Here is a 14025-nt window from a genome sequence, read left to right as displayed (position 1 = left end):
TCAATGCTGCCGCTTGCATTCATCGAGGGGGCAACTGCTGCAATAGCCGACGCTGGGAAGGCGATACCGAATGCAGCAGATTCGCCGCAGGCGCTGCGGCTCGTCCTTGCCGATATCGTGGTAACGCACGGGGGCGAACAGCGGGTTGCGCCGACCATCGGGGCGCAGGCGGGCAGTGAGGATTTGCCGGGCGGGCAGGGTGCTCTCGGGATTGGCCAGCGGATGCAGGTCGATCCGCGTGGTGACGAATTCGAAGGTGTTGCCGGCATTGCTCCAGAACAAGCGGGGCGATGCGCGGCTGACACTGGCCAGCGTGTCGATGACCGGTTCCAGGTGTTGTTCGACCAGCGTATGGAACCGTTCAAAGGCTGTGCATTCGGGCAGTGGTTGCCCGGCGTCGCGAACATGTAAGGCCTGTGGCCTGGCGTCGTCGCCGAGTTTCAACCCAACATCGTTCAGAGCGACTGGCAGGTCCCGTTGCAGCAACAGGTTGGCGCCCATCACCGGCGCGAGGAAGGTACTGAAATACCACTTGGACCACAGCGACACCAGGGCCAGGCGTTCATCGGTCTTGTAGCGCGCCAGCAGCTCGTCGACGAACTGACTGAACGTCTCGCGCTGGAAGAACAGTTCCACCGACAGAACGGTGGGCGAGTGGCTGCGCAGTTGCAGTTTTTCTTCGAAGGCCGCGAGCGGCCCGGTGAACAGCGGAGCAAGGCTGGGAATCATTGACTCATCCGTGACCGCGAATTGAGAGACGTTATCGTCCAGAAGGGGCGAAGTATAAACAGCGCACCACCGTCTTGCGACTGCTCGTGGGTGTTGAAGCAGGCAAGCCATGTAAGATTTATAAAATATTAATGAGAATCGATACTATTTGTATTGTATCGTAGCGATCTTTCCCGTCATGCCAGTCAAGGAGCAAGCAATGAGTTTGGATAGCCCGGATACGCGGTTTCTGGTTGTCGTCAACGAAGAGGAGCAGTACTCGATCTGGCCGGACTACCGCAGTGTGCCCGATGGCTGGCGCACCGTAGACATGCAGGGCAGCAAGGAAGAGTGCCTGGCCTACATCGAGAAAGTCTGGACCGACATGCGCCCGCTGAGCCTGCGCCAGGCAATGCAGGCATAAGGACAGGGCTGATCGCCCACGACAGCGTTCTCATCTCAGGGAGTCAAAATGGAAAGTGTCCAGCCCCGCTCATCATCCAGCGCCACCTTCACGCTGGAGCAGTTCCGCCAACAGGCGCCTCGCGAACTGAATACCAATCCGTACCTGCAACGCCAGGCGGCCCGGGAATCGAATGCGCGTTCATACCCGCGACGCATCCCGCTGGCCCTGCAAGAGGCTCACGGCCTTTATGTTCGCGACACGCAGGGGCAATTGTTCATGGACTGTCTCGCCGGCGCGGGAACCTTGGCGCTGGGCCATAACCACCCGGTGGCCATTGCGGCGATGCGCCAGACGCTCGATTCCGGCTTGCCCTTGCACACCCTGGACCTGACGACGCCGGTCAAGGATCGCTTTGTCGAGGACCTTTTCAATGCCATGCCGGAAAACTTCGCGCGTCACGCGCGCATACAGTTCTGCGGGCCGACGGGTGCAGATGGCATCGAGGCGGCCCTCAAACTGGCGAGAATCGCCACCGGGCGTAAGCCGATCCTGACGTTCTCCGGCGGCTATCATGGCATGACCCTGGGGACATTGAGCCTGATGGGCAACCTGGGGCCGAAACAGGCGCTGGGCTCGCTGATGGCCGACGTGCAATTCCTGCCGTACCCTTACGACTACCGTTGTCCGTTCGGCATCGGTGGTGACGCTGGCATCGATGCCGGGCTGCACTTCATCGAACAACTGCTGAGCGACCCGGAATCGGGCGTGTTGCCGCCGGCGGCAGTGGTCGTGGAGGTGGTGCAGGGCGAGGGCGGGGTGATCCCGGCACCGGTACGCTGGCTCCAGGGCTTGCGTCAATTGACTCGCAGATACGGCGTGGCCCTGATCATCGACGAAGTGCAGACCGGCCTGGGTCGTACCGGCAAGCTGTTCGCTTTCCAGCATGCCGATATCGAGCCAGACATTCTGGTGCTGTCCAAAGCCATCGGTGGCGGCCTGCCACTGGCGGTGATGGTCTATCGCGAAGAGCTGGACACCTGGAAGCCCGGTTCCCATGCCGGCACGTTCCGTGGCAACCAGATGGCGATGGCTGCAGGTGCCGCGACATTGCGCCATATCATCAGCGAAAACCTGCCAGAACATGCCGATGCCATGGGGCAGCGCCTGATGGAGCAACTGCGCCAGTTGCAGGGCGACTACCCTTGCCTGGGCCAGGTGCGCGGTCGGGGGTTGATGGTGGGCGTGGAAGTCGTCAGCGACACCCCGAGCGACAGCCGTGTTCCTCCTGCGGACACCGCATTGGCCCAGGCCATCCAGCGCCAATGCCTGCGCCTGGGTGTCATCCTGGAACTGGGCGGGCGTCACGGCGCCGTGGTGCGATTCCTGCCGCCGCTGATCATCCAGGCCGACGAGATTGATGTGCTGGTCGAACTGTTCCGTGTTGCATTGAACAACGCCCTCGCCGAGACCAAGGGCCGAGCGTTGCACATCGCTTGATCCAGCGCTGTTCACTCGTGGCGAGGGAGCTTGCTCCCGCTGGGTCGGTCCGACGCTTCGGGCGCAGCGGCCCCGAAATCTTGCGGCTGCTACGCAACCGAGCGGGAGCAAGCTCCCTCGCCACGGAGCCATCATTTTCTCAGGTGATTACTGCTACTTGTAACGCTGCTCGAACACCGCCAGTTGTTCAGGCTTGATCAACTGGAAGGGCACCCAGACTTCTGTCTCGACCGGCTCGCCCTTGATCATCTTGATGGCTGCCTGCACCGCGCTGGTCGCCTGGGCCTTAGGGTCCTGGAATACCGAGGCGACTAGCATCCCGCGCTTGATCGCCGCCAGGCCGTCCGGCAAGCCGTCAATTCCGACAATCGCAACCTCGCCCTTGGCCTTGCCGGATTGTTGCAAGGCCATGGCCGCACCGATGGCCATCTCGTCATTGTTGGCGACGATGGCATCGAACCGGCTGCCGGCGAGCAACCAGTTGCTGGTCAGGTCCATGCTCTTGTTGCGTTGCCACTCGGCACTCTGCTGCTCGACGATCTTGATGCCGGGAAAGTCCTTGAGCACTTGCTTGACCCCTTCGGTGCGGTCGTGGGTAGCGTTTTGCGCGAGGTCACCCATGATGATCGCCAGGTTGCCTTTGCCACCGAGCTTTTCGGCGAGGTAACGCATCTGCAATTGGCCAGCCTCGATGTCATTGGACGCCACCGTGACCACCCCTTTGGGCAGCGTACGCTCGTCCGGGTGCCGATTGACGTAGACCAGTGGCGTCTTCGCCTCGACTGCGGCACGGGTGATATTGGCGGTGGCGGAGGTGTCGACCGGCAGGACGATGACCGCGTCCACTTTCTGGTTGATGAAGCCCTGGACCTGGTTGAGCTGGCGAACCACATCGCCCTGGGCGTCCTCGAACTGGATCTGGACGTTGTCCTTCTTGGCGGCCTCGTCCAGGCCGTTACGCACATAGGTCATGAAGTTATCGTCGACCCTGGCGATGCTGACGCCGATGCGATAGTCGGCGGAGGCCCATTGGCTGAAGAGCAGGAGCAGCGTGGCGAACAGCAGTGTGCAACGACGCATGATGGTTTTCCTTTTGTTGTTATGGAGTGAACGTCATCCATAAATGTTCTGCACGGGCCTTACTCATCCAGCGTGAAGGCCCGCCTGAATCGCTCAAGCGCCCGCTCGCTGTCTCCGCTGGCCCATCCTTCGAGGCCGACGACACCGCTGTATCCCATGCCGGACAACGCCCTGGCAATCGCCGGATAATTGATTTCGCCAGTGCCGGGCTCCATGCGGCCAGGCACATCGGCGACTTGGATTTCACCGATGGCGCCGCCGGCGCGCTGGATCAGTTCGGTCAGGTTTCCTTCGCCGATCTGCGCGTGATAGAGGTCCAGATTCATTTTCAGATGCGGGCTGCCTACGGCTTCGATCAGCGCCAGAGTGTCGTCGGCGCGAGCGAAAGGCGTGCCCGAATGGTCGACTTCGGTGTTGAGGTTTTCCAGCAGGAATACCCGGCCGGCGTCTTCCCCCAGGCGGGCGATTTTTTCCAGGGTCTTGCAGGCGCTCAACCACATGCGGCCGGTGGCCTGGGCCACGGGTTTGACCGGCAGACCCTGGTCCCCCAGGCCGGTGCCGTGCAGGTTCAGGCTCGGGCAATTCAATTGCGCGGCGACACCCAGGGACTCCTGGGCACTGTCCAGCAGTTGCCGGATGTCCTCGGGGTCGGTGAGGTTGCCCGTGATGTAGCCGGTCATCGAGGTAAAGTCAGCGCCCGTCGCGGCGAGGGCGGGGATGTCCTTGGTCGTCCAGTTCCATATCTCGACGCTGAAGCCCAGCGCATGGATGCGTTTGACGCGTTCGATAAAGGGCAGGTCGAGGAACACCATCTCCGCGCTGACCGCCAGCTTGAACGGTACGAGACTCATGACAGCGCCCCTTGGACACGCACCGCTTTGCCTTGCTGGAAAGACTCGATACAGGCACGGGCAATCGCCAGCGCGGCCCGGGCGTCCTCACCGCTGGCTAGGGGCTTTTCACCGCTGCGTACGCAATTGACGAAGTGATTGAGTTCGGTCACGTAGGCGTCACGCAGCAAGTCGGTGTCCATGCGCTGGGTATCGGCCTGGACGCCACTTGCCAGGTAGCGCAGCAAGTCGCTGTCGTTGACGCTGCCCATGGTCAGCATGCCGGCGCTGCCGAACACTTCGCCGCGGACGTCGTAGCCGTAGACCGCCTGGAAGTTGGCCTCGGCCGTGGCGATGGCGCCGTTGTCGAATCGGATCGTGACCACCGCCGTGTCGAGGAACCCTTTGTGTTTGAAGTCGGGCGCGATCAACGCGTCGGCCATGACGAACACCTCGACCGCTTCGGCACCCGGATTGAGGTAGCGCAGGGTGTCGAAGTCGTGGATCAGCGTCTCCAGGAAAATGACCCACTGCGGCGAGGCGGCGGGATTGTTCAGCGCCGGGTCGCGGGTCAGCGAACGCAGAAGCTGTGGCGTGCCGATTCGGCCGGCGACCACGTCCAGGTGCGCGGTGCGGAAGCTCTTGGCGAAGCGCCGGTTGAAGCCGACTTGCAGCGTCACCCTCGCATCGGCAGCGGCGGCAATGGCCCGATCGGCTTCCTCCAGCGTGACGGCCATGGGTTTTTCGCAGAAAACGCTTTTGCCCGCCTGCGCCGCGCTAATCACCAGTTCGGCGTGGCTGCGAGCTGGCGCGGCGATCAGCACCGCGTCGATATCCGGGTCATTCAGCAACTGTTGTGGATCGGTATGAACCTTCCCTACGCCCAGTTCTGCGGCCAGGCGCTCGGCCTGGCCGGGGGTAGGATCGGCAATGGCGGCAAGGTATGCGCCGGGGATGTGGCGAGCGGCGGTCAGGCCGTGAAAGCTGCCCATGCGACCCGCACCGATAAGACCCAGGCGGACGGTTTTTGACGTACCCATGAAAGACTCCCTTTTATTGTTGTTCGCGACTCGGTGTCGGTGCATTGCCGGGAGCAAGGGCTGTGCCAATTGTTAACAGTCTGAAAATAAAGGGTTTTATGGGTGCTTTGTGATTGCATGTGTCCATTTAGAAGACATGCCTATACTGACATGTCAAAAGCATGTACATAGAGCCCGCCATGAACACACAGCCGATGACGTTGAGCGTTGAAGACCGTGATTACCTGACTGCCCTGGGGCCTGCGTCATTGAATGGGGGATCAAGCCCGGCGCTGGATGAAGCCTGGCGAGCCTGCTTGAGCGGCGTCACCGAGCGTCCTGAAGGTGTCCGGCAGGTTATCTGGAGTTCCTGGCAGCGTAGCGTCGATGCCGGCCTCGACTCGGCAGACGGCGAGTACCGTTTTGTCTCGCCTGCCGAGCTGACCGCCACACTGGCGGCGAATCGACTGTTGACCGCCGCGGCGGCGCAGGTCATGCGCGGCCTGCTTGCCTACAATCCCAACGGGCATATCAACCTCACGGATGCCCAGGGCACCACCTTGTACTTCTGTGGCTTGGACCTCACACCCATCGGCAGTCGCTTGCTTGAATCGGTACAGGGCACCAATTGCACCGGCCTGGCGCTGGTTGAAGACCGCTTGGTATACGTGCTGTCTGGCGAGAATTTCGGCGCCGGCCTGCGCCAGCGGCAGATGCATTGTGCCGCCGCGCCCATCCGCGATGCCCACGGCCGGACCCTGGCCATGTTGACCCTAACGGCCGAGCCCGGCTGGTTTCACTTCCACACCTTGGGCACCGTCCAGGCTGCAGCCGAAGCTGTTTCCAGGCAAATGGCGCTGCAAGCGTTGCTGGAAGAACAACAAACGGTTTTGGAAGTGCTCAACGAGGGCTTGGTCGTATTGGATGAAAAAAACGATATCAAGGCCCTCAACCATTACGCCCGGCAATTGTTTCGTGTCGACCCTGCCTGGCTGGGCAAGCCGTTCCAGAGCCTGGGCCAGACCGAACTGAGCGATGAAATCCTGCGCAGGGCCGGGGAAGGAGTACGGGACCTGGACTGTACGTTTGAGCTGCACGATCGCAGCCACCTGGCCTGCCTGGTGTCGGTCTGTCCCCTGGAGCAGGGCGGTCGCATTGTTTCATTGCGCGAGAACCGGCGCATCCGCGAGATTACCCGGCGCATCATGGGTACCCAGGCCAGCTATACCTTCGAAACCATCCAGGGCCATTCACGCGCCATCCAGGACGCATTGCACCTGGCTCGAATCGCCAGCCGCAGCGATTCGACCACGCTGATTCTCGGGGAGAGCGGCACCGGCAAGGAACTGTTTGCCCAGGCCATCCACAATGGCAGCGAGCGTTGCGGCGGACCTTTCGTTGCGGTCAATTGCGGGGCCATTCCTCGCGACCTGGTCCAGAGTGAACTGTTCGGCCATGTCGAAGGCGCGTTCACCGGATCGGTGCGTGGCGGTTCGGCGGGCAAGTTCGAATTGGCTGACGGCGGGACGATCTTTCTCGACGAAATCGGCGACATGTCATTCGATGCTCAAGTCAGCTTGCTGCGTGTCCTGCAGGAAGGCGAAGTCACTCGGGTGGGGGCGAAAAAATCGTTGCGGGTGAACGTGCGCATCATCGCTGCGACCCATCGCAACCTGAGCCAGGCCGTGGCCGAAGGGGCTTTTCGCGAAGATCTTTATTACCGCCTCAACGTGCTGGGCCTGACGGTACCGCCCCTGCGCATGCGCCGCGAAGACGTGCCGATGCTGGCACGGCATTTTCTTGCGCGTTGCGCCCGGTCGCTGCGAAAACCCATGCGCGACCTGTCCCCGGAGGCGCTGGAGCTCTTGGGCGCCTACCACTGGCCGGGCAACGTCCGTGAGCTGGAAAACGTCATTGAGCGCGCGACCAACCTGGCTGCCACCGAGCTGATCCAAGCGAGTGATCTTGCGTTGGAGATCAGGCAGGGAGGACAGCCATCGGCCCGGCATTTTGCCCCCGAGCCCCGGGCAGCCGTGGATCTAGGTACCCATGAAATGAACGCGATCATCGCGGCCCTCAGGGACACGCGGGGCAATATCCGCCTGGCCGCCCGGCAGTTGAACGTTTCCCGTGGCGGTTTGTACAACAAGATGAACCGATTCGGGCTCAAGGTGGAAGCGTTCCGTTCGGGATTGGCCTGAGCCAATACCCAGACGCCGCTTCAGCGACGACTTCGTTCCCGACCCAGCGCCACCAGGCACCCACCAATCAACAATGCGGCGCCCGCCACCAGCAGGGGCGCGGATCGCCGCGTCGGCTTGCGCCAACCGCCTTCGACACGTCGCTGGCCGCTGGGCGGGGAGAACAGGTTTCCGGAGGATGAAGCCATTGCCGGGCTGCGATCCAGGCCCCGGCGTGTCAGCCAGCCGGAGATTTGCGCAAACCCGGGCACAAGAAAATGCGCCATCCTTGCCAGTGTCGCGGCGCTGCCCACGGTGGTGGTGGGCTTGGGGTTGAGTGCGCAACTGACCATCGCCTCGGCGACGCGATGGGGGTCGTAGACCGGTGGTGGTGGCTTCAGCGCGTGGCCGGTGAAGTTGGCGCCATCGCGAAAACCCGGCGTATCGATGACCGCGGGATAGATGTCGCAGACGTGGATGTCCCGGTATTCCCCCAACTCACCGCGCAAGGCTTCGGACAACCCGCGCAGTCCGTACTTGCTGGCGGAATAGGCGGCGGCGTAAGGCTGGGCGACCCAACTGCCTAACGACAGGGTATTGATCAGGATGCCGCGTTGTTGCTTCTTGAAATACGGCCAGGCCACGTAGGCGCCGCGCAGGTAGCCAAGCAAATCGGTTTGCAGGACCTGCTCATGCACATCGAGCGGCGTCTGCTCGAAGCTGCCTACCGCACCCACGCCGGCATTGTTGATCCAGATGTCAATGCGACCGTCACCGAACGTTGCGGCTTCGGCGGCAAGCGCCTGCATCTGCTCACTGCTGGTGACGTCTGTGCACACCGCCAACGCGTCGGCTCCCTGGGCCTGGCATTGTGCAACGACCTCATCGAGCGCCGCACGGTCGCGTGCCGCCAGGACCAGGCGTGCGCGCTGCCTGGCAAACGCCTGGGCGGTGGCGCGGCCGATCCCGCTCGAAGCGCCGGTGATGACCACCAGTTTCTCCGACAAGGGATACGACGTCGTCTTACGGCTCGGGGCGGTTTCGCCTGTCGGCTGATGGATCTCGGGCTGCATGGGCGAAAGCTTCAGGCGCACCCCGTCCGCCATGATCAGCGTCAGGTCCTGGACGGTGCCGGCGACCCTGTCCGGGTACACCGGCTCGCCCTCGGGATCGAGTTGGTCATAGACAAACTTTTCGCCCTCCAGCCAGCCCACCGCGGTGTTCAGTTCTGGGCCCAGGTAATACTTTCCATCAAGGAAAAAGCCGGGGAAATGTGGCGCTCGCTCGACGCTTTCGACGGCATAGCGTTCGCCCGTCCTCATTCCGGTTGCCGGGGAAATCATGATCAACACCTCCGCTCTGTTGGTTCTGCGATAGAGAGCGAGGGTGAAACGGGGGTTCCATTGAAGTGAGGAAAGGAAGTTCGAGTGAACCGAGGCTCATTTTCTTCAGTCATTGCTGTAGGAAGTGATCACATCAAGGAGCCTCAGATGCGTTCTGTTTATCTCGCCAGCCTGTCCTTCACCGCGTTGCTGTGCGCAGCATGCTCAAGCCAATCGCCTGCGACATGGAGCTACGAGGACGCGCGAAGTCGCACCCCCGTGCCGCCCGACCAGGCCTATCCCGAGTTGTTTGAGGCGGTGCAAGGCAAACAGTTGTTCACTGACCAAAAGCACTTCGTCGATGCGCTGCCCAAGCGCGACCCCTCGCAGATTCGCGCCGATTACCTGGCCCGCCGCGACAGTGCCGATTTCGATCTCAACGCGTTCGTGAAGGACAACTTCGTCGAGTCAGGCCAGGCTGAGAGCCCGACCCCAAAACCCGGCGCGCCGATCAAGGAACACATCGACAATCTCTGGCCGGTGCTCAGCCGAACCTACACCGAGGTTCCGCAATACAGCAGTCTATTGCCGTTGCCGCAGCCCTATGTCGTGCCAGGCGGGCGTTTCCGAGAAATGTATTACTGGGATTCGTATTTCACCATGCTGGGGTTGGAGCAAAGCGGTGACCAGACGCAGGTTCGCCAGATGGCCGACAACTTTGCCTACATGATCGACACCTACGGCCACATTCCCAATGGCAATCGCACCTACTACCTGAGCCGATCGCAGCCGCCATTCTTTGCCTATATGGTGGAATTGCAGGCGCATATCGAGGGCGAGCAGGCCTACGGGCGTTACCTTGGGCAACTGCAAAAAGAATATGCCTACTGGATGGAAGGGGCGCAGACCCTCAAGCCGGGTGAGGCTGGGCGACACGTCGTCAAGCTTGCCGATGGCAGCGTGCTCAACCGCTATTGGGACGCCAGCCCCACGCCTCGTCAGGAGTCGTGGCTGCAGGACGTCAAGACCGCTGAACAGGCAGCCGACAGGCCCAAGCAAGAAGTCTGGCGCGACTTGCGCGCAGGCGCTGAAAGCGGCTGGGATTTCAGTTCCCGCTGGCTGGGAGACGGTAAAAACCTGGCGACCATTCGCACGACCTCCATCGCACCCGTGGACCTGAACAGCCTGATGTATCACTTGGAGCGCACCATCGCCAAGGCCTGTGAAACGGTGCGGAACACGCCGTGTACCCAAGCCTATGGGCAACGGGCCGAGCAACGCCAGCGCGCCATCGAGACGTACCTGTGGAACGCCGAAGGCGGTTATTACGTGGACTACGATTGGCAGCAGAACCGGCAGCGCCCGGCACTCACTGCCGCGACGCTGTTCCCGCTCTATACCGGCCTGGCTTCCAGCGAACGCGCCAACCGCACTGCCGACGCCGTGCGCAAGGGCTTGCTGCGTCCCGGCGGCATCGCCACCACCCAGGTCAATAACGGCCAGCAGTGGGATGAACCCAATGGCTGGGCGCCCCTGCAATGGGTGGCGGTCGAGGGGTTGGAGCGCTACGGCCAAACCGACCTGGCCAGGGAGGTTGGCAGCCGTTTTCTGCAACAGGTCCAGGATCTCTACCGCAAGGAAGACAAACTGGTCGAGAAGTACGACTTGTCCGGCCAAGGCGACGGTGGGGGCGGGGGCGAGTATGAATTGCAGGATGGCTTTGGCTGGACGAACGGCGTGACGCTTAAATTGCTGGGCAAATACGGCGGTTGAGCCGGGCCGCTTCAGTGCTATTCTTCGCGAAATTGCGAAGAATAGCGCTGCGGTAGCGCCGATGAACACAACCCGTGATCAATTCCCCTTGCCGGAGGACCTGAAGGTCTTTCTGACTGTCGTCCGAAAGAATGGCTTTGCCAGCGCGGCCGAGGCATTGGGCTATTCACCGGCCTATATCAGCAAGCGCATCTCGGTATTGGAGTCGACGCTCGCTACCCGACTGCTGCATCGCACGACCCGGCGCATCGCATTGACCGACGACGGCGAGCGCGTGCGGGTGTGGGCCGAAAAGCTGCTGGGGGATTTCGATGAGTTCGTCGGTGATATCGCCCGGGCTCGCCATCAGCCCACCGGCTCGTTGCATATCTGCAGCAGCTTTGGTTTTGGCCGCAACCATGTCGCGCCGGCAATCGGCAAGCTGTCGCAGACGTATCCTGGCCTCGACATTCGGCTGGATGTGTTCGACCGCGTCGTCGATATCGTTGGCGAGGGGTTCGACCTTGAGATCCGCGTCGGTGATGACCTGCCAGGGCAACACCTGGGCCGCAAGCTGGTGAGCAATCGGCGCGTGCTCTGCGCAGCCCCCGGGTACCTGGAACGACGGGGCACACCGCGTTCGCTCGATGACCTCAAGGACCATGATTGCCTGGTGCTCAAGGAGCGCGACAACGCCTTCGGCATCTGGACCTTGAGCAAGGATGGGGTGCAGGAGACTGTGCGCATCGGCGGCCCGTTGTCCTCCAACAGCGGCGAGATTGTCCTGGAATGGGCGTTGAGTGGCGGCGGGATCCTGCTGCGCTCGATGTGGGACGCCGGGCCCCTGCTTGAACAGGGGCGGTTGGTTCAGGTGCTGCCGGCGTATTCGCAAAGCGCCAACGTCTGGGCGGTGTATCCTACCCGGCTCAGTCAGTCGGCGAAGCTGCGGGTTTGCGTTGAATTTCTTGAGACGTGTTTTCGGGACTTGTCGGCTGGGTAGGAGAGCAGCACCGCTTTCGCGAGCAGGCTCGCTCCCACAGTCTTGCTCAGTGGTTGGACGTTACGCTACAGCCAGGGATTTTCCGCCAGGTGCCGGCTTTCGAAGCGGCGTATCTGGTCCGCACGTTGAAGGGTCGTGCCAATGGCATCCAGGCCGAGCAGCAAGGATTGCTTGCGCAGCTCGTCGATCTCGAAAGAAATTAGCTCACCGTCCGCCAATCTGATCTGTTGCGCCGGCAGGTTAACGCTGATGCTGGCGGTTTCGGCGCGGCTGATCGTCTGCGCGAGTCTCTTGAGTTGCGCTTCGGGCAATTGAATGACCAACACCCCGTTACGCTGGCAATTGTCATAGAAGATCCCGGCGAAGCTGCTGCCGATCAACGCCCGGATGCCCACTTGCTTCAAACCCCACACCGCATGTTCGCGGCTTGAGCCGCATCCGAAGTTTTCCCCGACCACCAGGAACGTTGCGCCGCGCCAGCCCGGTTTGTTGAGCACGAATTCAGGATTGGGATCGCCGTTGCCCAGCCACTTCAAGTCGAAGAACAGGCCACGGTCCAGCCCGTTGCGGTCGATGCCCTTGAGGAACTGCTTGGGCATGATCACATCGGTGTCGATGTTGGCGGCCAGCAGCGGGGCGGCGGTGCCACTTACAGTATTGAAGGGTTGCATGCTTCAGGCCTCCGGCAGCAGTGAACGAACATCGGTCAAATGACCAGCAATCGCGGCGGCGGCCACCATGGCCGGGCTCATCAGGTGGGTGCGCGCGCCGGCGCCCTGGCGTCCTTCGAAGTTGCGATTGGTACTGGAGGCGCAGCGATCCCCAGGGGCGAGCACGTCATCGTTCATCGCCAGGCACATCGAACAGCCGGATTGGCGCCATTCGAAACCGGCTTCGCGGAATATTTCCGCCAGGCCTTCTTCTTCGGCCTGTTCGCGCACCATGGTCGAGCCGGGCACGATCATCGCGCGCACATGGGCGGCAACGTGCTTGCCCTGTACGACACGCGCCGCATCGCGCAGGTCCTCGATTCGTGCGTTGGTGCACGAGCCGATGAAAGCATGGTTGATGACCACGTCGGCGAGCGGCATGCCTGGCGTCAGGCCCATGTAGGTGAGGGCACGCTGCAGGCCTTGGCGCAGGATCAGGTCGGGTTCTGTCGCAGGGTCGGGTACCTGGCTTCCGATCGGTGCAGCCTGGTCAGGGCTGGTGCCCCAGGTGACCATGGGTTCCAATGCGTCGACATCGAGCGTCACTTCCCGGTCGAACACCGCGCCTTCATCGCTGTGCAGGGCTCGCCATTTGGTCACGGCCCGTTCCCACAGCTCGCCCCTGGGAGCGCGGGGCTTGCTTTGCAGATAGGCAAAAACCTTGTCATCCGGCGCCATGAACGCGCCCCGGGCGCCGGCTTCCACGGCCATGTTGCAGATGGTCATGCGGGCTTCGACGCTAAGGGCGATGATTGCCGGGCCGGTGAATTCGATCGCATAACCGGTGGCGCCCGAGGCGCCGATTCTTTCGATCAGCGCCATGATGATGTCCTTGGCGGTGACACCTGCCCCAAGCGTGCCGTTGACCGTGACGCGCAGAGTTTTCAGGCGCTTGTAGACCAGCGTTTGCGTAGCCAGCAGGTGTTCGATTTCAGACGTGCCGATGCCAAAACCAAAGGCCCCCAACGCGCCGTATGTCGTGGTGTGGCTGTCGCCCGCGGCCACCACCATGCCCGGCAGGATGAAACCTTGCTCGGGGGCGACGACGTGCTCGATGCCCTGGCGTTTGTCCAGCACGTCGAACAGTTCGATGCCGAAGTCCCGGCAGTTTTCTGCGAAGTACGAGACCTGCCGGGCGCCGCCGGCATTCGGCATGGCTGCGATGCGCTGGGGCGCCGTCGGGTTGACGTGATCGACCACCGCCAGCGTCGCGCTCGGCCGCCAGACGCTGCGGCCGTTTTCACGAAGGCCGCTGAAGGCTTGCGGGCTGGTGTATTCGTTGGCGACCTGGCGGTCGATGTACAACAGCACGTGGCCCTGATCGTCCAACGGGCAAACGGTATGGCTGTCGATGTGCTTTTGGTAGAGCGTTCGGGGGCTGTTCATGCAGGCGCTTCTTCATTTTTGGCGGGTCTGCCCACAGCATATTGGCTGCCGGCGTCGCATCAAGAGCCCAGCGGTGAAGGCGTTGCACACGGATTGTGATCAATCACGACGGGGGGTGGGGCGGCCATCCATGGT

At 62.1% G+C, this 14025-nt stretch carries 12 protein-coding genes; 5 read left to right on the top strand and 7 right to left on the bottom strand.

The genetic code is table 11. From position 1 onward, the window contains the following. The gene (gene fhuF, locus J3P81_RS13800; protein WP_434559167.1) at nt 1-729 is read right to left on the bottom strand and encodes a siderophore-iron reductase FhuF; all 729 of its coding nucleotides are present in this window, start codon (nt 727-729) and stop codon (nt 1-3) included. A gap of 199 nt (nt 730-928) precedes the next feature. Between fhuF and J3P81_RS13795 the strand changes: the two genes are divergently transcribed. Together J3P81_RS13795 and J3P81_RS13790 are read left to right on the top strand one after the other, a co-directional pair. Continuing rightward, nucleotides 929-1132, top strand: coding sequence for an MbtH family protein (locus J3P81_RS13795; protein ID WP_420763725.1), 204 nt, complete (start codon nt 929-931; stop codon nt 1130-1132). Nucleotides 1133-1180: 48 nt separating this feature from the next. Further along, on the top strand, nt 1181-2611 hold the full coding sequence (locus J3P81_RS13790; protein ID WP_434559165.1) for a diaminobutyrate--2-oxoglutarate transaminase: 1431 nt from the start codon (nt 1181-1183) through the stop codon (nt 2609-2611). 153 nt (nt 2612-2764) lie between these two features. Here the strand turns inward: J3P81_RS13790 and J3P81_RS13785 are convergent, their stop codons facing one another. Genes J3P81_RS13785 through J3P81_RS13775 form a run of 3 tightly spaced genes read right to left on the bottom strand, consistent with a single transcriptional unit; the run spans nt 2765 to nt 5561 of the window. Further along, nucleotides 2765-3691, bottom strand: coding sequence for a sugar ABC transporter substrate-binding protein (locus J3P81_RS13785; protein WP_434559163.1), 927 nt, complete (start codon nt 3689-3691; stop codon nt 2765-2767). 59 nt (nt 3692-3750) lie between these two features. Further along, the gene (locus J3P81_RS13780; RefSeq protein ID WP_434559161.1) at nt 3751-4542 is read right to left on the bottom strand and encodes a TIM barrel protein; all 792 of its coding nucleotides are present in this window, start codon (nt 4540-4542) and stop codon (nt 3751-3753) included. Further along, nucleotides 4539-5561 (bottom strand): Gfo/Idh/MocA family oxidoreductase, encoded by a 1023-nt coding sequence (locus tag J3P81_RS13775; protein ID WP_434559159.1) that lies wholly within the window; start codon nt 5559-5561, stop codon nt 4539-4541. Before J3P81_RS13775 ends, J3P81_RS13780 begins: the two co-directional genes overlap by 4 nt. Before the next feature lie 179 nt (nt 5562-5740). On the opposite strand from J3P81_RS13775, the gene J3P81_RS13770 reads away from it, so the two are divergent. Further along, nucleotides 5741-7741: a sigma-54 interaction domain-containing protein gene (locus J3P81_RS13770; protein ID WP_434559157.1), complete on the top strand. Its 2001-nt coding sequence runs from the start codon at nt 5741-5743 to the stop codon at nt 7739-7741. Nucleotides 7742-7761: 20 nt separating this feature from the next. Here J3P81_RS13770 and J3P81_RS13765 read toward each other — a convergent pair whose 3' ends face one another. Further along, a complete protein-coding gene (locus J3P81_RS13765) occupies nt 7762-9063 on the bottom strand; it encodes an SDR family oxidoreductase (RefSeq protein WP_434559155.1) in 1302 nt (433 codons plus the stop codon). Between the two features lie 147 nt (nt 9064-9210). On the opposite strand from J3P81_RS13765, the gene treA reads away from it, so the two are divergent. Beyond that, entirely contained in the window at nt 9211-10815 is a 1605-nt protein-coding gene (gene treA / locus J3P81_RS13760; RefSeq protein WP_434559153.1) for an alpha,alpha-trehalase TreA, read from the top strand. A gap of 61 nt (nt 10816-10876) precedes the next feature. Next, nucleotides 10877-11794: a LysR substrate-binding domain-containing protein gene (locus tag J3P81_RS13755; protein WP_434559151.1), complete on the top strand. Its 918-nt coding sequence runs from the start codon at nt 10877-10879 to the stop codon at nt 11792-11794. Nucleotides 11795-11859: 65 nt separating this feature from the next. Here J3P81_RS13755 and leuD read toward each other — a convergent pair whose 3' ends face one another. Together leuD and leuC are read right to left on the bottom strand one after the other, a co-directional pair. Next, entirely contained in the window at nt 11860-12465 is a 606-nt protein-coding gene (leuD, locus tag J3P81_RS13750) for a 3-isopropylmalate dehydratase small subunit (protein WP_434559149.1), read from the bottom strand. 3 nt (nt 12466-12468) lie between these two features. Beyond that, nucleotides 12469-13890: a 3-isopropylmalate dehydratase large subunit gene (leuC, locus tag J3P81_RS13745; RefSeq protein ID WP_434559147.1), complete on the bottom strand. Its 1422-nt coding sequence runs from the start codon at nt 13888-13890 to the stop codon at nt 12469-12471. Nucleotides 13891-14025: the final 135 nt, after the last annotated feature.

This window comes from Pseudomonas sp. R1-6 (genome assembly GCF_051132115.1).
Taxonomy (GTDB): Bacteria; Pseudomonadota; Gammaproteobacteria; order Pseudomonadales; family Pseudomonadaceae; genus Aquipseudomonas.
Note: the sequence above shows the minus strand (reverse complement) of the source record. Positions and strands in the feature narration are given on the sequence as shown.